Source organism: Micromonospora sp. NPDC049374, from assembly GCF_040677165.1.
Taxonomy (GTDB): domain Bacteria; phylum Actinomycetota; class Actinomycetes; order Mycobacteriales; family Micromonosporaceae; genus Micromonospora.
The window spans coordinates 416,449-441,749 of record NZ_JBFAQH010000001.1 but is presented as its reverse complement, the minus strand read 5'-3'; the positions used below and the strand labels follow the sequence as shown (position 1 = coordinate 441,749).

The 25,301-nt window shown below is 72.8% G+C and carries 18 protein-coding genes, 1 pseudogene and 1 riboswitch; of the genes and pseudogenes, 7 read left to right on the top strand and 12 right to left on the bottom strand.

What is annotated here, in order from left to right; genetic code table 11:
* Positions 1-37: 37 nt before the first annotated feature.
* Positions 38-412: a hypothetical protein gene (locus AB0J93_RS02060; RefSeq protein ID WP_363917182.1), complete on the bottom strand. Its 375-nt coding sequence runs from the start codon at positions 410-412 to the stop codon at positions 38-40.
* Between the two features lie 180 nt (positions 413-592).
* On the opposite strand from AB0J93_RS02060, the gene AB0J93_RS02055 reads away from it, so the two are divergent.
* Positions 593-5,161 (top strand): ATP-dependent helicase, encoded by a 4,569-nt coding sequence (locus AB0J93_RS02055; RefSeq protein WP_363917180.1) that lies wholly within the window; start codon positions 593-595, stop codon positions 5,159-5,161.
* A gap of 175 nt (positions 5,162-5,336) precedes the next feature.
* Here the strand turns inward: AB0J93_RS02055 and AB0J93_RS02050 are convergent, their stop codons facing one another.
* The gene (locus AB0J93_RS02050) at positions 5,337-5,957 is read right to left on the bottom strand and encodes a hypothetical protein (protein WP_363917178.1); all 621 of its coding nucleotides are present in this window, start codon (positions 5,955-5,957) and stop codon (positions 5,337-5,339) included.
* Positions 5,958-6,090: 133 nt separating this feature from the next.
* Here AB0J93_RS02050 and AB0J93_RS02045 point away from each other — a divergent pair, with 133 nt between their 5' ends.
* Positions 6,091-7,059: an SAM-dependent chlorinase/fluorinase gene (locus tag AB0J93_RS02045; protein WP_363917176.1), complete on the top strand. Its 969-nt coding sequence runs from the start codon at positions 6,091-6,093 to the stop codon at positions 7,057-7,059.
* Between the two features lie 26 nt (positions 7,060-7,085).
* A complete protein-coding gene (locus tag AB0J93_RS02040) occupies positions 7,086-7,328 on the top strand; it encodes a CPCC family cysteine-rich protein (protein ID WP_210937277.1) in 243 nt (80 codons plus the stop codon).
* A 94-nt stretch (positions 7,329-7,422) separates the two neighbouring features.
* Here the strand turns inward: AB0J93_RS02040 and AB0J93_RS02035 are convergent, their stop codons facing one another.
* A complete protein-coding gene (locus AB0J93_RS02035; protein ID WP_363917174.1) occupies positions 7,423-8,625 on the bottom strand; it encodes a hypothetical protein in 1,203 nt (400 codons plus the stop codon).
* Between the two features lie 110 nt (positions 8,626-8,735).
* On the opposite strand from AB0J93_RS02035, the gene AB0J93_RS02030 reads away from it, so the two are divergent.
* Positions 8,736-9,539 carry a zinc finger domain-containing protein gene (locus tag AB0J93_RS02030; protein ID WP_363917172.1) on the top strand — a complete coding sequence of 268 codons (804 nt, stop codon included), beginning with the start codon at positions 8,736-8,738 and terminating at the stop codon, positions 9,537-9,539.
* 306 nt (positions 9,540-9,845) lie between these two features.
* The gene (locus tag AB0J93_RS02025) at positions 9,846-13,571 is read left to right on the top strand and encodes a hypothetical protein (RefSeq protein WP_363917170.1); all 3,726 of its coding nucleotides are present in this window, start codon (positions 9,846-9,848) and stop codon (positions 13,569-13,571) included.
* A gap of 104 nt (positions 13,572-13,675) precedes the next feature.
* Here AB0J93_RS02025 and AB0J93_RS02020 read toward each other — a convergent pair whose 3' ends face one another.
* The 7 genes from AB0J93_RS02020 to AB0J93_RS01990 all read right to left on the bottom strand — a co-directional run bounded on the left by AB0J93_RS02020 (position 13,676) and on the right by AB0J93_RS01990 (position 19,975).
* The gene (locus AB0J93_RS02020; RefSeq protein ID WP_363917168.1) at positions 13,676-14,458 is read right to left on the bottom strand and encodes a hypothetical protein; all 783 of its coding nucleotides are present in this window, start codon (positions 14,456-14,458) and stop codon (positions 13,676-13,678) included.
* Between the two features lie 40 nt (positions 14,459-14,498).
* On the bottom strand, positions 14,499-15,359 hold the full coding sequence (locus AB0J93_RS02015; RefSeq protein ID WP_363917166.1) for a PspA/IM30 family protein: 861 nt from the start codon (positions 15,357-15,359) through the stop codon (positions 14,499-14,501).
* Between the two features lie 184 nt (positions 15,360-15,543).
* Positions 15,544-16,002 carry a helix-turn-helix transcriptional regulator gene (locus tag AB0J93_RS02010; RefSeq protein WP_363917164.1) on the bottom strand — a complete coding sequence of 153 codons (459 nt, stop codon included), beginning with the start codon at positions 16,000-16,002 and terminating at the stop codon, positions 15,544-15,546.
* 276 nt (positions 16,003-16,278) lie between these two features.
* Complete coding sequence (locus tag AB0J93_RS02005; protein WP_363917162.1) at positions 16,279-16,782, bottom strand: CinA family protein; 504 nt, start codon at positions 16,780-16,782, stop codon at positions 16,279-16,281.
* A 59-nt stretch (positions 16,783-16,841) separates the two neighbouring features.
* The gene (gene pgsA / locus AB0J93_RS02000; RefSeq protein ID WP_363917160.1) at positions 16,842-17,435 is read right to left on the bottom strand and encodes a CDP-diacylglycerol--glycerol-3-phosphate 3-phosphatidyltransferase; all 594 of its coding nucleotides are present in this window, start codon (positions 17,433-17,435) and stop codon (positions 16,842-16,844) included.
* 71 nt (positions 17,436-17,506) lie between these two features.
* Positions 17,507-18,994 carry a 30S ribosomal protein S12 methylthiotransferase RimO gene (gene rimO, locus AB0J93_RS01995; RefSeq protein WP_363917158.1) on the bottom strand — a complete coding sequence of 496 codons (1,488 nt, stop codon included), beginning with the start codon at positions 18,992-18,994 and terminating at the stop codon, positions 17,507-17,509.
* A gap of 57 nt (positions 18,995-19,051) precedes the next feature.
* Positions 19,052-19,975 carry an ornithine cyclodeaminase family protein gene (locus tag AB0J93_RS01990; protein ID WP_363917156.1) on the bottom strand — a complete coding sequence of 308 codons (924 nt, stop codon included), beginning with the start codon at positions 19,973-19,975 and terminating at the stop codon, positions 19,052-19,054.
* Between the two features lie 90 nt (positions 19,976-20,065).
* Positions 20,066-20,131: riboswitch (guanidine-III (ykkC-III) riboswitch) on the top strand.
* A gap of 58 nt (positions 20,132-20,189) precedes the next feature.
* On the opposite strand from AB0J93_RS01990, the gene AB0J93_RS01985 reads away from it, so the two are divergent.
* On the top strand, positions 20,190-20,504 hold the full coding sequence (locus AB0J93_RS01985; RefSeq protein WP_363917154.1) for an SMR family transporter: 315 nt from the start codon (positions 20,190-20,192) through the stop codon (positions 20,502-20,504).
* Between the two features lie 102 nt (positions 20,505-20,606).
* On the top strand, positions 20,607-20,834 hold the full coding sequence (locus AB0J93_RS01980; RefSeq protein WP_164445641.1) for a hypothetical protein: 228 nt from the start codon (positions 20,607-20,609) through the stop codon (positions 20,832-20,834).
* A 111-nt stretch (positions 20,835-20,945) separates the two neighbouring features.
* On the opposite strand, the gene AB0J93_RS01975 is transcribed toward AB0J93_RS01980, so the two are convergent.
* Together AB0J93_RS01975 and AB0J93_RS01970 are read right to left on the bottom strand one after the other, a co-directional pair.
* Positions 20,946-21,323, bottom strand: a complete 378-nt coding sequence (locus AB0J93_RS01975; protein ID WP_363917151.1) for a VOC family protein — start codon at positions 21,321-21,323, stop codon at positions 20,946-20,948.
* Between the two features lie 19 nt (positions 21,324-21,342).
* Positions 21,343-25,248 (bottom strand): annotated as a pseudogene (locus AB0J93_RS01970) (DNA translocase FtsK 4TM domain-containing protein); the annotation flags it as partial.
* Positions 25,249-25,301: the final 53 nt, after the last annotated feature.

The window sequence follows — 25,301 nt, the reverse complement described above, 5'->3', positions numbered from 1 at the left end:
TCGCCGTCAATGCGGCGAACCACCGGGATAGACCGAATCAGCTGTGCGCGGCGGCGTCCGTCGCGGCGCTGCCGCGACCCGGGCACCCCTCGACGACCAGGTCCGGCCGGCCCAACTGGGACGCGGCCTTGTTGACCAGCCGCTGCGCGGCGGCCAGGGACCGCACGGACAACAACCGGCCACGGCTCTCGCGACGCAGTACGAAGTAGTGCACGGCGGCCCGCACCTGGGCACGGTCGGCGGCGCTGGCCTGGGCGGTGGAGACGACCAGCTCGCGCAGGCAACTGGCGAGCCGCTCGGCCAGCTCGAGATCCGGGCCGTGCAGCCCGACGCGCAAAGCGGTGACATGACTGTCGACCTTGCGGATCAGGATGTCGGTGCCGGGCCCCGAACTCCGCTCCTCGACGGCCATCCGACCCCCTCCACCGCTCACCACGACGCGGGTGAAGTTACTTTATGTTGCCCTGCAAGAGCAAGCAGTTAAGTAAGACTTAACGGATTCTACGCGCAAGTCACCTTAAACGCCTTAACAAGACATAGGCCGCCTGACTCGCGACGGACGAATGTCGGTACCCGGGGGCAGGATTGGTTCGTGGCGGATTCCAGCACGGCCCCCGGCGCGCAGGTGCTCTCTCAGTTCGGCCCGGCGACCCGGGAGTGGTTCGGCGCGGCGTTCGCCGCGCCGACCGCGGCGCAGGCCGGTGCCTGGAACGCGGTCGCCGCCGGCCGGCACGCCCTGGTCGTGGCGCCCACCGGCTCCGGCAAGACCCTCGCCGCGTTCCTGTGGTCACTCGACCGGCTGTCCCGCGAAACGGCCCCGGCCGACCCTCGACAGCGCTGCCGGGTGCTCTACGTCAGTCCGCTCAAGGCACTCGCCGTCGACGTCGAACGCAACCTCCGCGCCCCGCTCACCGGCATCCGGCAGGCCGCCACCCGGCTCGCCCTGCCCCCGCCGGAGATCACCGTCGGGATGCGTACCGGCGACACCCCCGCCGACGAGCGGCGGGCCTTCGCCCGCACCCCGCCGGACATCCTGATCACCACGCCGGAGTCGCTGTTCCTGCTGCTCACCTCGGCCGCCCGGGATTCGCTGCGGGGAGTGGAGACCGTGATCGTCGACGAGGTGCACGCGGTCGCCGGCACCAAACGCGGCGCCCACCTGGCCCTCTCCCTGGAGCGGCTCGACGAGTTGCTGCCCGCCCCGGCACAGCGCATCGGGCTCTCCGCCACCGTCCGGCCGCTGGACGAGTGTGCCCGCTTCCTCGGCGGCGCCCGTCCGGTCGAGGTGGTGGCCCCGGTGACCGCCAAGACGATCGAGGTCAGTGTCCAGGTGCCGGTGGAGGACATGACCCGCCTCGACGAGCAGGCGACACCGGAGGACGACCTCGCCGGTCCACGCACGGCGTCCATCTGGCCGGCCGTGGAGGAACGGGTCTTCGCCCTGATCAGGGCGCACCGCTCGACAATCGTCTTCACCAACTCCCGACGCAGCGCCGAACGCCTCTGCGCCCGGCTCAACGAGCTGGCCGCCGACGAGACGGCCGCGGCGACGCCACCCACGACCGGTCCGGTTGCCCGGACGCCGGCCGAGATGATGGCCCAGGCCGGCGGGGTGTCCGGTGCTCCGCCGGTGATCGCCCGGGCGCACCACGGCAGCGTCTCCCGGGAGGAGCGTCGGCACATCGAGGAAGCGCTCAAGGCGGGCCACTTGCCGGCCGTGGTGGCCACCTCCAGCCTCGAACTCGGCATCGACATGGGCGCGGTCGACCTGGTCGTGCAGATCGAGGCACCGCCGAGCGTGGCCGCCGGTCTACAGCGGGTCGGCCGGGCCGGGCACCAGGTCGGCGCGGTGTCCCGGGGGGTGGTCCTGCCCAAGCACCGGGGCGACCTGCTCTCCTGCGCGGTGGTCGCCGAGCGGATGGGCGAGGCCGCCATCGAGGAGTTGCACCATCCCCGCAACCCGCTGGACGTGCTCGCCCAGCAGGTCGTCGCGATGGTCGCCCTGGACGAGTGGCGGGTCGGCGACCTGGCGACCGTCGTCCGTCGGGCCGCACCCTTCGCCGAGTTGCCCGACTCCGCGCTGCACGCCGTACTGGACATGCTCTCCGGCCGCTACCCGTCGACCGCCTTCGCCGAGCTTCGCCCCCGACTGGTGTGGGATCGCGCCACCGACGTGCTGACCGGCCGTCCCGGCGCCCAACGGCTCGCGGTGACAAGTGGCGGCACCATCCCCGACCGGGGCCTGTTCGGCGTCTTCCTGGCCGGTGCGGAACGGGCCGCCCGGGTCGGCGAGCTGGACGAGGAGATGGTCTACGAGTCCCGCGTCGGCGACGTCTTCCTGCTCGGCTCCTCCTCCTGGCGGATCGAGGAGATCACCCCCGACCGGGTGCTGGTCTCCCCCGCCCCCGGGCAGGCGGCGAAGATGCCGTTCTGGAAGGGCGACCAGCCGGGCCGGCCGGTGGAACTGGGCCGGGCGATCGGCGCCCGGGTGCGGGCCCTGCTCCGGCAGGACACCGAGCAGGCCACCGCCGCACTGCGGGCCACCGGGTTGGACGACTGGGCCGCCGGCAACCTGCTGACCTACCTGCACGAGCAGCGGGCGGCGACCCGGGCCCTGCCGGACGACCGGACGGTCGTCGTCGAACGCTTCCGCGACGAGCTGGGTGACTGGCGGCTGGCCGTGCACAGCATCCTGGGTGCCCGGGTCAACGCACCATGGGCGCTGGCCATCGGCCGCCGCCTCGCCGAGCGCTACGGGGTCGACGCGCAGGTGATGCCCGCCGACGACGGGATCGTGGTCCGGCTGCCGGACACCGCCGACACCCCGCCCGGTGCCGACGTGGTCGCCTTCGATCCGGAGGAGATCGCCCAGCTGGTGGAGGAGGCGGTCGGCACCTCGGCACTGTTCGCCGCCCGGTTCCGGGAGTGCGCCGCCCGGTCGCTGCTGCTGCCCCGCCGGGATCCGCGCCGCCGCCAGCCGCTCTGGCAGCAACGGCAACGCGCCGCCCAACTGCTCGACGTGGCCCGCGAGTACGCCGACTTCCCGGTCACCCTGGAGGCGGCGCGGGAGTGCCTGCAGGACGTCTTCGATCTGCCCGCCCTGACCGAGGTGATGCGTGACCTGGCCGGCCGCCGGGTGCGCCTGGTCGAGGTGGAGAGCGCCCGGCCGTCCCCGTTCGCCCGCTCGCTGCTCTTCGGCTACGTCGGTGCCTTCCTCTACGAGGGCGACGCCCCGCTGGCGGAACGCCGGGCCGCTGCCCTCACGCTGGATTCGGCCCTGCTCGGCGAGTTGCTCGGCCGGGTCGACCTGCGCGAGCTGCTCGACCCGGCGGTGCTCGCCGAGACCGAACGGCAACTGCGTTGGCTCACCGCGCAGCGCCGTACCCGCGACGCCGAGGACGTGATCGAGCTGCTGCGGCAGCTCGGCGACCTGAGCACCGCTGAGCTGGCCGAGCGCGGGGCGCCCGAGGCGTGGCTGACCGACCTGGCCGCCGCCCGCCGGGTGCTGCGGGTCCGCATCGCCGGTCAGGAACGCTGGGTCGGCGTCGAGGACGCCGGCCGGCTGCGCGACGCCCTCGGCGTCGCCCTGCCGGTAGGTGTCGCCGAGGCGTACCTCGAACCGGTCGCCGATCCGCTCGGCGACCTGGTGGCCCGGTATGCCCGCACCCACACCCCGTTCAGCGCCGCCGGCTGCGCGGCCCGGTTCGGGCTCGGCGTCTTCGTGGTCGAGCAGACGCTGCGCCGGCTGGCCGCCAGCGGCCGGGTGGTCTCCGGCGAGTTCACCCCGGACACGGTCGGCACCCAGTGGTGCGACGCCGAGGTGCTGCGCCTGCTGCGCCGCCGCTCCCTCGCCGCGCTACGCCGCGAGATCGAGCCGGTACCGCCGCAGGCCCTGGCCACTTTCCTGCCCCGCTGGCAGCAGGTGGGCTCCTCGGCTCGCGGGGTCGAGGCGGTGGCCGCGACGGTCGAGCAGTTGCAGGGTGCCTCGGTGCCCGCGTCGGCGCTGGAACGGCTGGTGCTGCCCGCCCGGGTCGCCGACTACTCCCCCGCCCAGCTCGACGAGCTCTGCGCCAGCGGCGAGGTGCTGTGGGCCGGCGCGGGGGCGATCTCCGGTGGGGACGGCTGGGTCAGCCTGGCGTACGCCGACTCGGCTCCGCTGCTGCTCCCGCCGCCGGATGAGACTCTCGCCCGGACGCCCCGGCACGACGCGGTGCTGGATGCCCTCGACGACGGGCAGGCGCTGTTCTTCCGGCCCCTGGCCGACCGGGTCGGCGCCACCGACGACGCCGAGCTGACCGCGGTCATCTGGGACCTGGTCTGGGCCGGTCACCTCACCAACGACACCCTGGCGCCGCTGCGGGCGGTCCTTGGCGCCGGCGGCGCGCACCGCGCCCGCCCGACCGCGGCCCGTGGCCGTTACCGCCGCCCGGGACGGGTGGCGCTGCCGAGTCGCGGTGGACCGCCAACGGTGGCCGGGCGCTGGTCGCGGTTGCCGGAACGGGACACCGACCCGACCCGCCGCGCCGCCGCGCTCGCCGATGTCCTACTGGAACGGCACGGTGTGCTGACCCGGGGCGCGGTCATGGCCGAGCAGGTCGCGGGCGGTTTCGCCGCCGTCTACCCGGTGTTGGCCGCGCTGGAGGAGCGCGGCGCGGCCCGACGGGGATACTTCGTCGACGGGCTGGGCGCGGCGCAGTTCGCGGTGCCCGGTGCGGTGGACCGGATCCGCGCCGGCGCCGATCCGCTCGACGGTGGCCGGCGGGGCGGGGCCACGGTGGTGCTGGCGGCCACCGACCCCGCGAACCCGTACGGCGCGGCACTGCCCTGGCCGGAGCGCGCGGTCGACTCCGGTGACGCGACCTCACCGCCGGCCGCCGGGCACCGGGCGGGTCGCAAGGCCGGGGCGCTTGTCGTGCTGGTCGAGGGTGAGCTGGCGCTCTACGTGGAACGGGGAGGGCGGACGCTGCTCTCCTTCACCGACGACGTCGACGCGCTGGGCGCGGCCGGCAAGGCGCTGGCCGACGCCGTCCACTCCGGCGCGCTGGGCGCGATCTCGGTGGAACGCGCCGACGGCGAGTCCGTACGCTCGTCGCCGCTGCGCGACGCACTGACCGCCGCCGGCTTCCGCACCACCCCCCGCGGCCTCCGCCTCCGCCCCTAACCCCACCCACCCCACCCCACGCCCCCACCCCACGCCCCCACCCCACGCCCCCACCCCACGCCCCCACCCCACGCCGCCGCGATCTTGCACTTTTCGTCGCGACAATTGCGCTCAAGTGGGGCATCTCAGCGACCAAAAGTGCAAGATCGGCGCGACGGTGGGGGGTGGGGTGGGGTTAGGGAAGGGTTTTGAGGACTTTCTCGTAGTGGGGGCGGTCGGCGAGGGGGGTCGGTGCCTCGAGGTAGTTGAGTACCACGGTGCCGCTGCGGTAGGCGGCTCCGCTCCACCGCTCGGCCAGGTCACCGGCACTGCTCTCGTCGGGGAAGACGTAGACGGCCACGTTGTCGGTCACGACCAACTCCGAGCAGCCCAGCCCCAACCCGTCTGGTCCGCAGTCGACTGACCGGTCCCGGACGTTTGCCGCCTTGAGCCCGGCTGCCCGGAACGCCGCCACGACCTCCCGGCCGGTCGGCTCGCCGGCCTGGCGCGGTGGCAGCACCACCGGCGGCGGGCTCGGTGGACGCCGTTCGGTGGTGCCGTCGACGTTCGGTCCGGCCGTCGCCGGTCGGGACGCCGGCGGTGGATCGGCACTGCCCGGAGCGGCGTTGCCCGGGGCTGCCGGGGTCGCCTCGCCGGTCGGCGGAGATGCGGCGTCCGGTGGGGCCGGAGCGGCCGACGGGCCGCCGACGGTCGGTGCCGGTGCGGCGGCGGACGGCGCGTCCTGGTCGGCACCGCAGGCGGCGAGGGCCACGGTGGCCATGAGCAGAACGACGGTTGGCAGTATCCGGTGACTCACCCACGCAGTCTGTCCAACCGGGACCGCCACCGGCAGTGGCCGGTCGGTCAGCCACGCTGTCGGCTTTCCGGCAACGGATCATCGACGTCACGGGTCCGCCGGGTCGGCGGATACGGGCGTACGATCCGGTGCCGTGACCAGCAGCGCTGCCCACGAGTCCCGACCACCGGCCAAGGTCGTCTCGCTGACCACCGACTACGGCCTCGTCGACGGCTTCGTGGCGGCCTGCCACGGGGTGATCGCCCGCGTCGCACCTGCGCTGCGGGTCATCGACGTGACTCACCTGGTGCCGCCGGGTGACGTCCGGCGGGGCGCTGCGGTGCTGGCCCAGACCGTGCCGCACCTGCCGCCGGGGGTGCATGTGGCGGTGGTCGACCCCGGGGTCGGTACGAGCCGCCGGGGTGTCGCGCTGGGCACCCCCGCGGGCCTGCTGGTGGGCCCCGACAACGGCCTGCTGCTGGACGCCGCCGAGGCGCTCGGCGGGGTCACCGGGGCAGTGGAGCTGACCAATCCGCGCTGGCTGGCGCCACGGGTGTCGGCCACCTTCCACGGGCGGGACGTCTTCGCGCCGGTCGCGGCCCGCCTGGCTCTCGGTGCCCCGCTGGCCGAGGCCGGCCCGCCGGTCGACCCGGCGACGCTGGTGCGGCTGCCCGAGCCGCTCGTCCGCCGGCTGCCGGACGGGTTCGTCGCCGAGGTGGTGATGGTGGACCATTTCGGCAACGTCCAGTTGGCCGCCCCGGCCGAGCTGCTGGACCCCCTGCCGGCGCGGGTGCGGGTACGCCCGGCGACCGGCGAGCCGACGGTGCACGACCCGACCGGCGAGCCGACGGTGCACGACCCGACCGGCGAGCCGACGGTGCACGACCCGACCGGCGAGGACGGCCCGGCAAGTGCCGGCGGGTGGGAACGGGACGCGGTGCACGGACGTACGTTCGGCGACGCCCCGGTCGGTGCCCTGGTGGCGCACGCCGACTCCGCCGGCCGGGTCGCGCTCTCCGTCAACGGTGGACACGCCGCCGAACTACTCGCGGTGGTCCCGGGTACGCTGCTGCGGGTCCGGGGTTGCGGCGTCGTGGGGGACGCTACCGGACAACACGGATGAAGTGTCTACTGTGGAAAGCTGTCAAGGTGGATGATCGCTGGGTTCCCGCCGCTTGTCCCTGCTGCGCGTACCGGACCGGCGGTGGCACCTGCCCGGTCTGTTTCTGGACAGATGACGGTCAGGGAGACGCCGACGCGGACGTCGTACGCGGCGGGGCGAACGGGGACCTGAGCCTGTCGCACGCCCGCCTGAACTTCGCCGTCTACGGTGCCTGCCACCCTCGGTACCAGGAGTTGGTGCGCACGCCGAGGCCGGAGGAACTGCCCTGAACCAGCCGGTACGGGCAGCTCCCGGCCCACGCTGACACGACGAGCCGAGCCGGGCCGGCCTGGGAGGATGCCGACCCGGCTCGGAATGCCGGTCTCAGCAGAGCGGCACCGACCCGCCCCAGACCGTCGAGATGTACGCGTGGCTGACGAACTGCCCGCTGGCCAGGCGGTTCCACCGGTTGGTCGTACGGTAGGGGCCGGTGATCGTCTGCCCGGTCACGTAACACTGGATCGGCACGTTGGCGTACTGCGCGGCCAGGCCCCGGGACTGGTATCCGGTGCCGGGGCCGGATCGCACGGTCAGTGGCCCGTCACCGACCACCCCTCGGGGGCCGGTGCCGGTCCACAGGTACGCCACGTCGACCCAGGCGTTCGTGGACAGCTGCAACCCGTCCCAGAACGTCCCGTCGGCGAGGTCGATGCCGGCCGGATTGAGCACCACCCGGCCGAACTGGTCCCGCCCGCCGTTGTAACCGTTCTGGTAGGCGGCCTGCGCCTGCGGTCTGCCCTGCGGTAGCGCCTTCCAGTTCTCCCGCACCGCGCTGAGGTTCCAGTAGTCGTCGCGGGTGTTCCACGGGCCCACGTCCCAGACCGGGGCGTACTCGCAGCGGCTGCCGGTGATGGTGCAGACCCGCACGGTGTAGTCGCCGGTGTTGCGTGGCGACAGCCCCCGACGGGAGGGCAACGCGACGAAATGGTCCCGGGCGCGGACCGTGTGCCCGTTCGCGGTCAGCTCGCCGACCAGTCCGATCCGGGTCGCGTACACCCGGTAGGTCAGGCCGGGGGTGGCGGCGGTGATGGCGGCGACCGTGTCGGCGGTGAGCCGGACGGCGCGGACCTGGGTGCTGGCACCGGAGGGGCTGCCGGTCAGCACCACCCGGGCCTGTACCCGACGGACCGGCCGGTCGAAGACGGCCGCCGGCGCGGCGTCGCGCCACTCGGTCCAGCCGGCTGTCCGCCAACCGCGGACCTGCACGATCGCGGTGGCACCGGGCCGGGCGACGCTGGTGACCTGGGCGCGGACCCGGGTGGCCGGGCGACTGAGGGTACGCGGTGCGGCCACCAGCATGCCCTCGGCGACCGCACTGCGCCGGGCGGGCACGCCGGGTGGCCGGGCGTCGGCCAGGCGCAGGCCCGCACGGGTGTGTCGCACGTTTACGTCGTCAGCATCGACGACCGACAGGTCGGCGGTCCACCGGTCGGCCCGGCCGGCCGACGAGGCGGAGTTGGGATGGACGGTGACGGCGAGGACGGTGACCAGGACGAGGGCCAGGACGGAGTTGCGGGGACGATTCATCGGCATTCTCCTCAGAACTCCCCGATAGTGCCTATATCCGGAGATCGAACAGAAGCGCCATACAAATAGCGATACATGTGAATTGCGCTCGGGTGAGGGAGAATGGTGCCGTGCCCGAAGGTGACACCGTCTGGAACACCGCCCGCGTCCTGGAACGCGCCCTGGTCGGCGCCCGGCTGACCGGCAGCGATTTTCGGGTGCCCTCGCTCGCCACCACCGACCTCGCCGGCTGGTCGGTACGCGACAGCGCGAGCCGGGGCAAACACCTGCTGCTCCGGCTGGACGCCCCCGCCGGCACCGGCGAATCGCGCTGGACGCTGCACTCGCACCTGCGGATGGACGGCACCTGGCGGGCGTACGCCCCCGGGGAGCGGTGGACGGCTCGGCCGGCGCACCTGATCCGAGTGGTGCTCCGCGCCCCGGTCGCGACCGCCGTCGGTTACCACCTGCACGAGGTGGCGCTGGTGCCCACCGCCGACGAGGGGCGCCTCGTCGGTCACCTCGGCCCCGACCTGCTCGGCGCCGACTGGGATCCGGCCGAGGCCGCCCGTCGGCTCACCGCCCACCCGGACACCCCGGTCGGTGTGGCACTGCTCGACCAGCGCATCCTGGCCGGCGTCGGCAACCTCTACAAGTGCGAGGTGCTGTTCCTCCGCGGCATCCACCCCCGCACCCCCGTGCGGGAGGTGCCCGACCCCGTCGGCCTGGTGACCCTGGCGCAGAAGTTGCTTGCCGCGAACCGGGGGCGCTGGACGCAGAGCACCACCGGCTCGCTGGGGCGTGGCCGGACCAGCTACGTGTACGGGCGACGGGCGCAGCCGTGCCGGCGTTGCGGCACCGCCATCCGCAAGGAGGAACTGGGCGACCGGGTCACCTACTGGTGCCCCACCTGCCAGCCGGGTGACCCGGCCTGATCCGCGTACCGGTCACTCGCCGGGCCGGGCCGCGAGGCCGCATCTTCCACCCGGCGGACGGGCTGCCGCCGTGCATCTTCCACGCGCCGGTCTGGGCAGGTCGGAGCCGGTAGACGGCCGGTCACGCGACCGGCGCGGAGTGGCGGCGACGACACGCCGGCAGCTCGGCAGATTGGCACGAAAGGGGACTTCCTAACCGGCCACCCTGCGTCGCATGCTGCGGTTGAGGCTCACGGAACGTCAGCACGCGCGTCCGCGCCGCCACGTCGGGGTGGTGGCCGCCGCGCCCCGATCACCGGGAGAGCCATGGCCGTGTTCCGCAGACTCCGGTCGACCTGGCTGGACCGCGTCGCCCGCACCGACCAGCCGGGCACACCGAGCGCCGTCCCCAGCACCCGAACCGCCCCGGACACGGAGAACGGCACGCACACCCTTCCCGACACCGACGGGACCGGTCCCGACGACACCGGTGCGGGCGCACCGGCGCGGGCACCGGCGGCACCCGAGCCGCCGCATCCGGAACCGGCACCGTTCGGACCGCCGCGCCCGGGGCCGGCGAGTCTCGACCCGGCGGCGACACCCCGCTGCTTCGGCCCGACGCCGAACCACGCCTACAGTCCGCTGCCCGTGCACGACGAGGACGGGCAGGTGGTGACCGGCACCGGGTTGCGCAAGTTCGTCGACCCACTGCCCGGCCTCGGCCCGCTGGGGCGTACCCCGCTCGGCGCCCACCTGCCGGTCGCCGTGCCCGACACGATCACCTATCCCGGTTGCGACTACTACGAGATCGGGTTGCAGGAGTACACCCAGCGGCTGCACCGGGACCTGCCGACGACCCGGCTGCGCGGCTACCGCCAGCTCAACCTGGGCACCAACCCGGACGGGCACAACACGGTCGCCCCGCCACGACGACCCTGGCATCTCGGTCCGGTCGTGCTCGCCCGACGCGGCCGGCCGGTACGCATCAAGTTCATCAACCAGCTGCCCACCGGCGACCTCTTCCTGCCGGTCGACCCGACGGTGCCCGGCGCTGGCCCGGGGCCCCTCGACGGACCGGCACCCTACCCCCAGAACCGGGCCGTGCCCCATCTCTGCGGCGCGCACACCGGCTGGATCAGCGCCGGCAGCCCATGGCAGTGGATCACCCCGGCGGGTGAGATCACCCCCTACCCCACCGGGGCCAGCCTGGCCCACGTGCCGGACATGACCCACCCGGGGCAGGGCGCCACCACCCGCTACTACCCGAACGACCAGAGCGGGCGCCTGCTCTGGTTCCACGACAACACCGTCGGGCTCTCCCGGTTGACCAGTTACTCCGGTCAGCTCGCGCTCTACCTGCTCACCGACGACGCGCAGGAGCGGCTGATCGCCGACGGGACGCTGCCGGCCGAGCAGTTGCCCCTGGTCTTCGAGGACAAGACGTTCGTGCCGGACGACGCCCAGCTCGCCGCCCAGGACCCGACCTGGGACCGGGACCGGTGGGGCGCCCGCGGCTCCCTCTGGCACCCGCACGTCTACCAGTCCCGCCAGAACCCCTACCGTCGCGACGGAATCAACCCGACCGGCCGGTGGGACTACGGGCCCTGGTCGCGTACCGCCGCCGCCGACCCCGCCGCCACCGCCGCCGCCGTGCCCAATCCGCACCACGACCCGGTCACCGACCCGGACGAGCCACCGGAGACTCCCGGCGTGCCGCACCCGAGCGCCGTGCCCGCCGCGTACGGCGACACGGTCCTGGTCAACGGCGCCGCGTACCCGTACCTGGAGGTGCAGCCGAAGGTCCACCGGTGGCGGATCCTCAACGCCTGCACCGACCGCTGGCTCAACCTTCAGCTGTACCGGGCCGCCTCCGACGCACCGATGTGGACGCCGGAGGGCGCTCTCGCCGACGCCGCCGCCGGTGAGGTGCCGATGGTCGACGCGGTACGCGTCCCGGACCGGCCGGCGGACTGGCCCACCGACGGGCGGCCCGGCGGCGTGCCGGACCCGGCGGCGGCCGGCCCGGAGATGATCCGGATCGGCAACGAGAGCGGCCTGCTGCCGGCACCGGTGGTCGTGCCGAACCGGCCGATCGGCTTCCGCTACGACCGACGCGACCCGACCGTGCTCAACGTCGACGGCCACGCGCTACTGCTCGCCCCCGGCGAGCGGGCCGACGTGCTTGTGGACCTCGCCACCGTCGAGCCCGGCACCACCCTGATCCTCTACAACGACTGCCCCGCCCCGCTGCCCTGCTTCGACCCCCGCTACGACCACCACACCGGCGGGGCCGACCGGACCGCCGAGGGCGGCGCACCGCCGACCGTGCCCGGGTACGGCCCGAACACCCGCACCCTGATGCAGTTACGGGTGACGGGCACGCCGGCAACGCCGTACGACCTCGACCGGCTGCGGGACCGCCTGCCCGGCGCGTACGCGGCCAGCCAGCGTCCGCCGGTCGTGCCGCAACCGGCCTACGACCCCTGCTTCGGCACCACCAGCGCCCCCACCCGGATCCCGGTGCACGCCACCACCGTCGAGTTCACCCCGCCCGGCGGCGCACCGGTCAGCCTGCCGCTGAACCTCAAGTCCGTGCGACAGGTCTTCGAACCCGAGTACGGCCGGCTCACCGCCCGGCTCGGCGTGGCACACCCACACGACGGACCACGAGGCGGGGCCACTCTGCCGCTCGGTCCCACCGAACCGGCGACCGAGGTGGTGCATGCCAGCGACCCGGCCCTGTCCGTCGGCACACCGGGCGACGGCAGCCAGCTCTGGCGGGTACGCGGCTCCGGGCGGCAGAGCCATCCGGTGCGGTTCGACGGCCTGGATGTGCAGGTGATCGGCCGGGTCGGCCGGGACGGCACGATCCGGCCACCGCACCCCGGCGAATTCGGCTGGAAGCAGGTGGTACGCGTTGATCCCGGTGAGGACGTGCTGCTCGCGCTGCGCCCCGAGGCACCGGCCCTACCGTTCAAGATCGGCGACAGCGTGCGGCTGCTCGACCCGACCCGACCGGCCGGCACCCGGCTCGACTCCACCCCGATCAGCCCGGTCGACGGGCGGCCCGCCGCAGTGGTCAACCAACTTGTCAACCTCGGTTGGGAGTACCGCTGGGGCAGTGCGGCGGCCGGCCACCGGGACCTGGGCATGAGCCGGCCGCTGGTGGTGCGGGTCTCGCCCCGGGCACCGACCGGGCTCACCGCCGCACCGGCCCCCGGCTCGGCAACCGCGCTACCGGCAATCACCCTCGCCTGGACCGGCAACGGCAGCCGCCCACCGGCCACCAGCCACCTGCTGCAACGGGCCACCGACGCGACCTTCACCAACGGGCTGACCACCATCACCGTGGCGGCCACCGCGACCCGCTACACCGACGCCACCGTCACCCCGGGCGTCAGCTACCACTACCGCATCCGTGCCGAGAACGCGACCAGCTGCTCCACCTGGTCCAACAGCGTTCCCGCGTCGGTGCAGCTCACCGCGCCAGCCAAGCTGACCGCGACAATTCCACCCGCCGCACCGCTGCGGGTCGCCCTACGCTGGGCCAACCATTCCTTCGCCACCGGCATCGACGTGCAACGCGCCACCAACCCGACCTTCACCAGCGGGCCGGGCACCACCGCGATCAGCGTCGGCGACAACCACCTGGACCCGGCGGTCGCCCCCGACACCACCTACTACTACCGGGTACGCACCACCTACCTGGGCGCCGCCTCCCCCTGGTCCACAGTGGCGACGGTGACCACCCCACCCGCCCCCGGCACACCGACCTCGGTCAGCGTGGCCACCACCGCTCCCGGCCCGGACACCGCGACAGTGGTGCTGGGCTGGTCCGCCAGCACCCCCGCCGGCCAGGGCGCCGGCTTCACCGTGGAGCGGGCCCTGGACCCGGCGTTCACCCGGGAACCGGCCACCTTCACCGTCACCGGCCGCGGCTTCACCAACACCGGCCTGGCCCGGGGCGTCACCTACCACTACCGGGTGCGCTCGTTCAACGTCGTCGGCGCCTCCCCGTACACCGGCCCCATCCCAGTCACCACCCCATCCTGACCGGCGGTCTCGGCCTGTCGCGCGGCCCAGCCGGGTGTTGACCAAGAGGTTCTGGTCTCAGTCGTGGCCAGATCCCGACGCAAACTTCTTGATCAACGCGACGGTCAGGGGGTGGGGGCGGGGCGGGAGACGGTGCGTAGCTCGGACAGGGCTGAGGCGAAGCCGTGGAGGAGGTCCGTCGCTTCGGTCAGGCGGGCGGCGGCGGGATGCTCGGTTTCGGGGCGGTACTCCTCGGCTAGGTAGCCGGCGGCGGCGACCACCAGGCGCTCGTACGCCGCCACGCCCGTCTCCAACTGCCCGGTGAGCGCGCGGTGCGCCTCGGCCAGCGGTGGCTTCGCGTCGGCGGGGGCGAGGCGTACCGCGCGTTCCACGCTGGCGACCCGGTTGGCCAGCTCGCGCAGGGACTGCTCGGCGGCGGAGGCTTCGGCGACGGCCGGTTCGGCGAGGCCGGTCAGCCGGCCCGACATGGAGGCCATGGTCGCGGCGGCCCGGTCCAGGCGCTCCCACGGCTGGGCGGCGGTGGTGCCGCGCAGCGCGGTGCGGGAGCGGACCCGACGCACCTCGGCCAGCACACCGGCCCCGGCGGGGAGTCGTTCCACGGCGGCGACCAGGCGGGCCCGGTTACGGGCGGCCACCTGGGCCGGATCCAGCGGTGGCGGGGCGGGTTGGGCGGCGAGGGCCCGCAGATCGATCCAGCGCCAGGCGGCCAGGGCGGTGGCCGCGCCCGCGGTGGCGGCCCAGGCCGCGTCGGCCAGACCGATCCCGGCGTACGGGGTCAGCACCGCTGTCGCGCCACCGAGCCCGCCAGCCAGGACGCTCCACCGGCGGGCGGAGCCGCGCAGCCTGCTCAGCCGGCGGAAATACCGGGTGCGCTCGTCCGCTGCCACCGTGGCCTCCTCGATTCTCCGCTAAGTCGGCGATCTCCGCTCAGCCGGCGGCCGTGGTGTCGCCGGTGCCGCGCTCACGGCTCATGCTGGCGCGGATCTCGTCGAGCCGGGCCACCCCCGGATCGGCCGTGGTCGGCTGGTCGGTGACGGCACCACGGTCAGCGCCCGCGCCGAGTTGGTCGCCGGCCATGCTGGCGCGGATCTGGTCCAGCCGGGCGGAACCGGCCGTGTCCAGGGTCGCCTTCTGGATCTCCAGCATCCGACCCTCGGTGGAGTTGCCGGCCAGTTCGGCGCGGCCCATGGCGTTGGCGTAACGGCGTTCGATGCGCTCGCGTACCTCGTCGAGGGTGGGGGTGCTGCCGGGAGCGGTGAGCGCCGACATCGACTCCAGCGAGGCGGCGACGCTCTCCTGCATCTTGGCCTGCTCCAGCTGGCTGAGCAGCTTGGCGCGCTCGGCGAGCTTCTGCTGGAGGATCATGGAATTGTTCTCCACCGCCCGGCGGGCCTGCCCGGCGGCGGCCAGCGCCTGGTCGTGCAGGGTCTTCAGGTCCTCCGCGGACTGTTCGGCGTTGACCAACTGGGTGGCCAGGGTCTGCGCGGACTGCTCGTACCGCCCGGCCTCGGCCTCGTCACCCTTGGCCCGGGCCTGGTCGGCCAGGACCAGCGCCTGGCGGGCATTGGCCTGCAAGCGCTCGACGTCGGACATCTGCCGGGACAGCTTCATCTCCAACTGCCGCTGGTTGCCGATCACGGCGGCGGCCTGCTGGACGAGCGCCTGGTGCTGCCGGTGCGCCTCGTCGATGGCCTGCTGGAGCTGCACCTTCGGGTCGGCGTGCTCGTCGATACGGGCGCCGAAGAGCGCCATCAGGTACTTCCACCCCTTGACGAACGGGTTCGCCATCTCCGCGGTATCCCCTCAATCACGTCGCTGCGCCTGCCCCACCCCCGGGGAAATCGGCTCGGCTACCGGCGATGGTGGTTCCATCGTCCCAGCCGGGCGCCAACACGGCATCCGTACCGGCGAGAGGGGACGTCCGCGATCAACCCTACGCGGCGGGAGCTACCGCGACCATCGGCCGCGAGGCTCAGGCGGCGCAGACCACGTCCCGGTCGCTGCGGTCGGCGGGTCGGACCCGGGCGCTGCGCAGCGTGGCCTTGAGCGGAGAGTCCTGCCGCACCGAGACAGCGACGTTGCCGTCCGAGGTGACCTGGCGTACGCCCCGACCGGTGGCCTTGTGCACCGACGCGGCGGCGACCGGCGTCGACTCGGCCGGCTCGTCCTGCACCGGCACCAGCACGCCCGGCATCTGTTCGGCGAGCGCGACCGTGTCGCTGACCTCGCGCAGCAACTCGGAGAGGCGGGCACCCAGCGCGTCGCAGATCGCCGCGAGCAGCTCGCTGGAGGGCTCCTTCTGGCCGCGTTCGATCTCCGACAGGTAGCCCAGGCTGACATTGGCTGCGGACGAGACCTCGCGCAGCGTGCGGTGCTGCCCCTGCCGGCGCGCCCGTAGTGCGTCACCGATCACCCGGCGTAGCAGGACCATCGCACCTCCCCTGAGGGACACAGTTCGCCCGGCCGACCGGCCCTGCGGGAGCACCGGCTGTCGGAGCTTTCCCGCAACCGTACCCGCTGTGCGCCGCCACGACATCCCGCCCCGCCCGGTCATCCCACGGCCGCCGCCGACCGCTCGATCGATCGGAGGCAAGCGCAGTTGTCCGACACGCCGGGACGACGGCACCTGAAGTGCCGTCGAGCAGCGCGGTCGGAGAACAGCGCCGTCAGAGAAGAACAGCAACATCGGAGAAGAGGGGCAGCGGGGTCAGGTCGGAACCTGGATATGGTCGGCCAGCAGGCGCAGGGCCTCGGTCACGGCCGCACCCCGGACCTGGTCGCGACCACCGTCGAGGTCGAGTTGCCGTACCTCGGTGCCGTCCGGGCCGGCGACCGCGACGAAGACCAGGCCGACCGGCTTGCCGTCCTGCGGCTCCGGTCCGGCCACACCGGTGGTGGCCAAGCCCCAGTCGGCACCACAGCGTCGCCGCCCACCCTCGGCGAGCGCCTTGGCCACGTCGGCGTCGACCGGGCCCCGCTGCGCCAACAGAGCCGCCGGTACGTCAGCCAGCCGCTCCTTCAGCTCGGTGGCGTAGACCACCAGCCCACCCCGGTAGACAGCGCTCGCTCCGGCGATCTCCACGACCGTGGCGGCCAGCAGGCCCCCGGTCAACGACTCGACGGTGGCGAACGTCTCCCGCCGCTCGGCGAGGCGGTGCACCACGCCCGCCGCCGCAGCACCCATCGAACCTTCGCCCTCGCGTACGCCCATGACCTGCATCCTTCCCGGCCCCGGCATGATCTACGCGTCACAACGCCGTTGACCCGCTCTCACCCCTGGGTGCGACGCAACCGGGCGGCCTGGGCGATGTAGTCCAGCCCGGTGACGAGGGTGACCGCGACCGCCGCGCCCATGATCCAGGGCCCGATCGGGGTCAGGGCGGCCGGCATCGGCCACAGGTACCAGGTGATGGCCAGCACCTGGAGTGCGGTCTTGATCTTTCCGCCCCGGCTCGCGGCGATCACGCCGCGGCGGATCACCCAGAACCTCAGGGCCGTGATCCCCAGCTCCCGGGCCAGGATGACCGCCGTCACCCACCAGGGCAACCGGTCGTACCAGGACAACAGCAGCAGGGCGGCGCCGGTGAGCGCCTTGTCAGCGATCGGGTCGGCCACCTTCCCCACGGCGGTGACCAGCGCGAACCTCCGCGCGATCCACCCGTCGACCAGATCCGTCACCGAGGCCACGGCGAAGATCACGCAGGCGATGACCTGCCATCCGGCGTGGGTCATCCCCGACATGACCACCGAGGCGGCGAAGACCGGTACGAGCGCCAGCCGCAGCGCGGTCAGGGCGTTGGCGGCGTTCACCACGGGAACCCGGGCCACCACCGGCACCGCAGGCGACTCCGTCGCCCCGGTCATCGAATCGCCCCGCTCGGGTGGCTCACCCGGCACCGCACCTCGTGCCTCCTCCGCCTCGTCCCAGCCCACCGTCACCGCGCCGCGCCGGGCGCGGCGGAGATCATCTCATCCGGCACGGCGAGCAGGTCGACACCCTCGGTACCGGTCACCGTGGCGCGGACCAGGTCTCCGGGGCGCAGCGCGGCCAGATCGACGCCGCCGTCGTCGGGGGCGACCAGGGTGGTCGACCCGTCCACCTCCGGTGCCTGGTGTGCGGCCCGTCCCTCGACGACCCCACCGTCGACCGAGTCGACGAGCACCTCCACCGTCGAGCCGAGGCGGTCCTCGGCCCGCTGCGAACACAGCTCGTCGGCGAGCGCGCTGAGCCTGTCGTACCGGCGTTTGATGGTGGCGGCGGAGACCTTGCCGGACAGTCCGGCGGCCTCCGTGCCGTCCTCGTCGCTGTAGTCGAAGACGCCGATCGCGTCGAGCCGGGCTTCGGTGAGGAACCGCACCAGCTCGTCGATGTTGCCCCGGGTCTCGCCGGGGAACCCGACGATGAAGTTGCTGCGTGCCCCGGCCTCTGGCGCCAGCTGCCGGGCGGCGGCGAGCAGTTCCAGGAAACGGTCGGTGGAGCCGAAACGACGCATCCGGCGCAGCACCGGCTCGCTGGAGTGCTGGAACGACAGGTCGAAGTAGGGTGCCACCCCCGGCGTGCCGGCGATCGCCTCGATCAGCCCGGGCCGGGTCTCGGCGGGTTGGAGGTAGCTGGCCCGCACCCGGACGATGCCGTCGACGGCGGCGAGCTGGGGCAGCAGCTTCTCCAGCGCGCGCGGGTCGCCCAGGTCCTTGCCGTACGAGGTCGAGTTCTCGCTGACCAGCACGAGTTCCCGGACGCCGCTCTTGGCCAGCCACTCGGCCTCGGCGAGCAACTCGTCCGGGGTACGCGAGACGAAGGCGCCCCGGAAGGCGGGAATGGCGCAGAACGCGCATCGCCGGTCGCAGCCGCTGGCCAGCTTGAGCGAGGCCACCGGGCCACTGTCCAACCGGCGACGCAGCACCGTACGCAGGTGGGCCGGGGTGTGCTCGTCGACGTCGGTGTTGCGGCCGTGCCCGGGCAGGGAGACCGCGCTGTCGCGCCGCGCGACCGGGGTCAGCGGCAGCAGCTCACGCCGGTCGCGGGGGGTGTGCGCGGCGACCTCCCGGCCGGCCACCACCGCGTCCAGCCGGGCGGCGATGTCGGGGTAGTCGTCGAAGCTGAGCACCGCCTGCGCCTCGGGGAGGCTGTCGGCCAGTTCCCGGCCGTACCGCTCGGCCATGCAGCCGGCGGCCACCACCTTCGCCCCGGTGTCGGCGGCGGCCAGCAGCGTCTGGATGGAGTCCTGCTTGGCCTTCTCCACGAACCCGCAGGTGTTGACGACCACCACGTCGGCGCCTTCGCCGTCGGTGGTCACCTGCCAGCCGTCGGCGTGCAGGCGGGCGGCCAGCTCCTCCGAGTCGACCTCGTTGCGGGCACAGCCCAGGGTCAGCAGTGCGACCCGGCGACCATCGGGGGAAGGCGAGGAGGTGGCAGACACCATCCGAGGGTACCGGGCGGCGGAGTTCACACCGGCGACGGCGGTCTGCGCCGCGTCGGGTCAGACCGCCGTGGCGAGGATCCGGACCACGCGGTCGAGCAGGAAGACCTCGGTGCCGGCCAGACCGACCGAGCAGAAGACCGAGATCTGGTCCGCGCCGGTCCTACCGGGTGCCCTGCCGGCCAGCACCGCGCCCAGGTCGCGCAGCCGGGAGGCGTACGGCGGCAGCGCGGCGAGCATCGGCGGGGCGTACGACATCGCCTGCGCCACCGAATCACTGGCCAGCACGGCGGCCGCGTCGAGCAGGTCGGTGCCGAACTCCGCGCGGTCCACCTGCTTGAAGCCGACCGCGTTGACGTGGGTTCCGGGGCGCAGGTCGGCAGCGCTCAGCACCGGTGTCGGGCTGGTGGTGGCCAACACCACCACGTCCCGGTCGCGTACCGCCTCCCGGGCGGTGTCCACGGCGCGGGCCGGGATGCCGAGTTCGGCCCACACCCGGGCGGCGAACGCCTCCCGACGCGCCGCCGAGCGGCTGTGCACGGTCACCTCCCGCAGGCGTCGCACGGCGGCGGTGGCCCAGACCTGGGTCCACGCCTGACCGCCGGAACCGATCACGCCGACGGTGGCCGCGTCCGCGCGGGCCAGCGTTTCCACCGCCACGCCGCCCAGCGCACCGGTGCGCCGGGAACCCAGTTCCTCCCCCACGGCCACAGCCCGTACCGCGCCGGTCCGCCCGTCGTGCAGCACCACCACCTGCTCGGTCTCCGGGTGCCCGAACGTGTCGTACGCCCGGTATCCGTACCACTGCCCGACGAGGTGCCCGGCGGTGAGCACCATCCGGCCGGCACCGAGCGACGCGGCGGCCCGGGGCGGCGCGACGAGCCGCCCGTCGTACGCGGCGAGCAGGGCCTGACGCATCGCGTCGACCGAGGTCGCTGCGTCCAGCGCGGCGGCGACCTCCGGATCGGAGATGAGCACGGTCACGGATCCATGGTGCAGCTTGAAGCAAGCTTGAAGTCCATCCCGGGTGATCCGTCTCACCCGGACACCCCTCGACCCGGTGCTACGGTCGATTCCGGCGGCCCGCGTGGCCGCCCCGGACGAGTCGTGGGCGTACCCGGTCAGGCAAGACGCCCCGGATCATGGACCCGACTCGTCCCGGCCCCGGTGGCCGGGCCACTGCCGAAGAGGTGACCCGATGGCCTGGATCGTGCTGGTGCTCTCCGGACTGCTCGAAACGGCCTGGGCGATCGCCCTGGACCGCTCCGCCGGATTCACCCGACCCGTCGCCTCGGTGGTCTTCGCGATCACACTGGTGCTGAGCATGGCCGGGCTGGCGTACGCGCTGCGGGAGATTCCGGTCGGCACCGGCTACGCGGTGTGGGTCGGCATCGGCGCGGTCGGCACCGCCGTCGTCGGCATGGTGGCGCTCGGCGAGCCGGCCAACCTGCCCCGCCTGCTCAGTTTGCTGCTGGTGGTGGCCGGCGTGGTCGGGCTCAAGCTGTTCCACTGAGTCGCGGGCGGGTGGCGAGTCTGCACGGGGTGGGCGTGACGAACGTCCGTAGTGGGTAGAGACGCGGACAGCAGACCTGAGACTCATCCCTTGGAGGAAGACATGGCCACCAGCACCGTCCGCTCGACCAGCGCCGCCCGCATCTGCACCATTGTGGGTTTCGTGTGCGCGGTACTCGCGCTGCTGCTCAACCCGGTCCTCTTCGGAGTCATCGGTCTGGTCCTCGGCGTCGTCGGCGCGGTGCTCGGTGACAAGCCGCTCGGCTGGTACGCCGCCGCGGCGAACGTGGTCGCCATGCTGCTGAGCATGCTGATCCTCAGCGCCCTCTGATCCCGCCGACCTCGACGGCCCGCCGCATTCCGCGGCGGGCCGTCTCCATGACCTGTTTCTCCCCTGCGTTGAGTTCCCGGGCGGGAATTCACCTTGAGTAACGAAGGTTGGTCAGCCGTGGTCGGCGATCAGGACCCGGTTGCCGTCGGGGTCGCGCACGATCGCCATCCGCTCGCCCCACGGTTGCGGCTGCGGGTCGGCGAGCACCTCCACGCCCGCCTCGTCCAGCCGGGCCAGCGCCGTGGCGCAGTCTGCGACGTACACCCAGAGGGTTGCCGGGCCAGCGGGCAGCTCGTCGGCCGCCTTGCGGCCGATGCCCAGTTGGCCGTCACCGAAGCGCAGCGAGACGTACGCGGCCTCCCCGGTCTCCGGGAAGCGGTACTCGACCCGGCCGCCAAGCAGCCCCTCGTAGAAGCGCAGTGCGGCCTCCAGGTCGGCGGCCGTGATGATCGGGAACAGCTCGCTGGCCAGTGCCGTCGGCTCAGTCATCGCCGCCCCGCAGGCCCTCCAGGACCTCTTCCAACTCGTCCGGCTTGACCAGCACGTCACGCGCCTTGGAGCCCTCCGAGGGGCCGACCACGCCCCGGGTCTCCATCAGGTCCATCAGCCGGCCCGCCTTCGCGAAGCCGACCCGCAACTTGCGTTGCAGCATCGAGGTCGAGCCGAACTGCGAGGTGACCACCAGTTCGACCGCCTGCACCAGCAGGTCCAGGTCGTCGCCGATGTCCTCGTCGATCTTCTTCTTGCTGTCCTGCGCGGGGGTCAGCACGTCCGGGCGGAACTCCGGCTCACGCTGGTCCTTGCAGAACTTCACCACATCGTTGATCTCGCGCTCGGTGACCCAGGCACCCTGGATCCGCACCGGCTTCGAGGCCCCCATCGGCAGGAACAGCCCGTCACCGCGGCCGAGCAGCTTCTCCGCGCCCGGCTGGTCGAGGATGACCCGGGAGTCGGCAAGCGAGGAGGTGGCGAACGCCAGCCGGGACGGCACGTTGGCTTTGATCAGGCCGGTCACCACGTCGACCGAGGGCCGTTGGGTGGCGAGCACCAGGTGGATGCCGGCGGCCCGGGCGAGCTGGGTGATCCGCACGATCGAGTCCTCGACGTCGCGCGGGGCCACCATCATCAGGTCGGCCAACTCGTCCACGATCACCAGCAGGTACGGGTACGGACGCATCTCGCGTTCACTGCCCGGTGGCGCCTTGATCTCGCCGTTGCGCACCTTCCGGTTGAAGTCGTCGATGTGCCGGACCCCGTTCGCCGCGAGGTCGTCGTAACGCATGTCCATCTCACGGACGACCCACTCCAGCGAGTCGGCCGCCTTCTTGGCGTTCGTCACGATCGGGGTGACCAGGTGCGGGATGCCCTCGTAACCGGTCATCTCGACCCGCTTCGGGTCGATCAGCAGCAGCCGCACCTCGTCCGGCGTCGCCCGGGTCAGAACCGACACGAGCAGCGAGTTGAGGATGCTCGAGTTATGGGTCGGTATGCAGGCCAGGCTGGCCAGGTACATGTGGCTCGGACTGTCCACCTGGATGCACCGGACAGGCACCGACGGTACCGGCCGCACATCAACGATGTACCGCCGCGATGTCGTGGACCGGGTGGCCACCACCTGCCGGCTCAGCTTACGGCTGAGCCGGAACACCTTGTCCTTGGGAGTGAAGCGAATCCGGTAACAGGTGGAGGTGGTCGGCTTCCTTCCCCGAACGGCCTTCGTTGTCATCGTCGCCTGGTAGCCGAGGCTGAGGATGAGTTCGAGAGCGTCCCGGGCAAGCCGGTCGTTTGTGAGCGCCAGTTCCACACCGCCCCGCTTCGAGACGGTGCCGTCGGTGTCCAGCAAACCAGCCAGCAGAGCTCGCCGCTGCGGCTCGGAGGCCCTCAGATAGGGCGGAGGGATGTGCTTCTCCCCGATATCCCGGAAGAGAGCACGCATCGTCCGGTACGCCTCCCGGCCGGGACCGGGCGGTATCGGTGAGGTGATGGCGCCAGATTGTCCACGCTGCTTCCGCGCGAGATACACGGCTGTGGTCGAGACGCCGACGTGGCTGGCCGCCGCCGGCCCACTCATGCCCTGATCTACGAGCAGTAGAGCTTCTGCGACACGTCGATCGCGGTCGTGACGGTTCGAGATGGTGTAGTGAAGCTTGCTACCCGGATGCCTGGTCAGCACGTAACCGTCCAAGCGGATCTGATCGAGGATCTCATCGTCCGCGGAGGTAAGCATGGCAGAACCGGTCGTCCCGTCACCCAACCAGCAACCCAGGGTGTAGGGCTCGATAGGCAGTTCCTGTTCGGTGCAGCTCAACGGAGCGGCCACGTCCACCGCGTGGTTGGCCCACTGCCTGTTCCGTCCGACCCGCAGGGTCGCTGCAATGCTTGCCGTCGTCACTGTGCCTCGGTCGTGATGCTCCCTGCCGCCTGACCGACCAGGGTCGTTCACCCGCATGTACAGAGCCTCGTACACCTGATGGCGGGAGTAGGTGGGAACCCAACGAGTGATCAGACGACCGTCTCGCTCATACCGCGCACGGCCGAGCGTCGGCTGCTTCTGCATACTCCCGAGAATCCGGTATAGAACGTTCCGGAACTGCGGTCCGAGTTCCGTCAAGATTTCTCTGCTCGACACTGGGCGATCCGGCTCCGCCAGTACCTTGGCCAACCGGCCGGAGATCAGGCCGCGATCCTCCGGCGACCAGTAGGACCCGTCCTTCCACCCGTGCCTGCGCTGAGTGCGCCCGGCACGCGTCGTCGTACGCCATTCGTGGTTGGCGTCAGCCACGATCACTGTGCCGTCAGAGAACTCGACCTCGTAGCACGGCCGGCCAAGCATCGTAGGCGTGGCGGCCACCACCGTGCATGGCCGGCCCTGCTCGTCGAACACCCGGTCCCCCACACGCAAGTCGCCCATGGTTGACCAGCCCTCAGGCGTGGCTATCGGCGTGTCCAGGGCTAGAGCCTTGCCGGCCCCGGTGGCCCCCGCGATCAGGATGTGCGGCATCTTCGCCAGGTTGGCCACCACGTAGCCGCCCTCGATGTCCTTGCCGAGGGCGACCACCATCGGATGGTGGTCGCTGGTGGCGGCGCGCGAGCGCAGCACGTCACCGAGGGCCACGTTCTCCGGGTCGGTGTTCGGGATCTCCACACCCACCGCGCTCTTGCCCGGGATCGGGCTCAGGATGCGCACGTCCGGGGACTTCACCGCGTACGCGATGTTGCGAGAGAGCTGGGTGATCCGCTCGACCTTGACGCCGTGGCCCAACTCGACCTCGTAACGGGTCACCGTCGGACCCCGGGTGAAGCCGGTCACCGCCGCGTCGACGTCGAACTGGTCGAAGACGCCGGTGAGTGCGGCGATCACCTCGTCGTTGGCCTTGCTGCGGGTCTTCGGGGCGGCCCCACTGCCGAGCATGTTCGACGGGGGCAGCGTGTAGTCGCCGGCCAGGCCGGTCAGCGCGAGCTGCTCGGCCCGGGTCGGCGCGGGCGAGTGCTCCGGCGGCTCGGCGGGCTTGCGGCTGGCCGGCACCCGGGACGGCGCCTTGCGCGGCAGGACCATGGTCTCCTGCAGGTCCGCGCCGTCCAGGTCGTCGAACTCGTCCGGGTCGACCGGCGGCGCCGTGCGCTTGGTCGGGCGTCGCCGGGCCGGTGTCGCGGGCGTCTCCGTCGTCTCCGGCTCGTCCTGCCCGACCATGCTGCCGGCCAGCAGACCGAGCCGCTCGGGGATCTTGTTGATCGGCGTCGCGGTGACCACCAGCAACCCGAACACCAGCAGCAGGACCAGCAGCGGCACCGCCACCCAGGCGGTGACCGCCCGCTCCAGCACGCTGCCGACGCCGGCGCCGATCAGGCCACCGGCGAAGTCCCGCTCGCCCGGGCCGGCCGGCTGCTGGCCGATGTGCAGCAGTGCGGCGGTGGAGACCAGCATGGAACCCCAGCCGACCAGCCCCCGCCCCCGATGCTCGGGGTCGCCGGGCTGACGCATCAGCCGCCATGCGCCGATGCCCAGCAGCACCGGCACCACGATGGAGATCGCACCGAGGAAGAGTCGCACCGTGTCGGCCAGTCGGGCACCGACCGGGCCGGCCGCCGAGAACCAGATCGCGCCCGCACCGAGCAGGGCGAGACCGATGAGCAGCAGGCCGGCGCCGTCGCGGCGGTGCTCCGGGTCGAGGTCGCGGGCCGAGGCGGCCTGCCTGCCGGCGGCGCGCACCGCCCAGCCGACCCCGTGGGCCAGTCCCATCCACAGCGCCTGGATCGCCCGACCGACGTACGCGGCCGGCCCCGGCCCCCTCGTCGAGGTGCGGCGCCGTACCGGCGTACGGGTCTTCTTGGCCGGCTGGCGGGCACGACTGTTCGTGCTGCCACGCGGCGACGCGCCGCGCCGCCGACTCGCCTGAGGGGTACGGCCCGCCATAGCATCACCGTAACGGCGGGCCGGGTGATTGGCCGGTCATCGTGGTCGCTCCG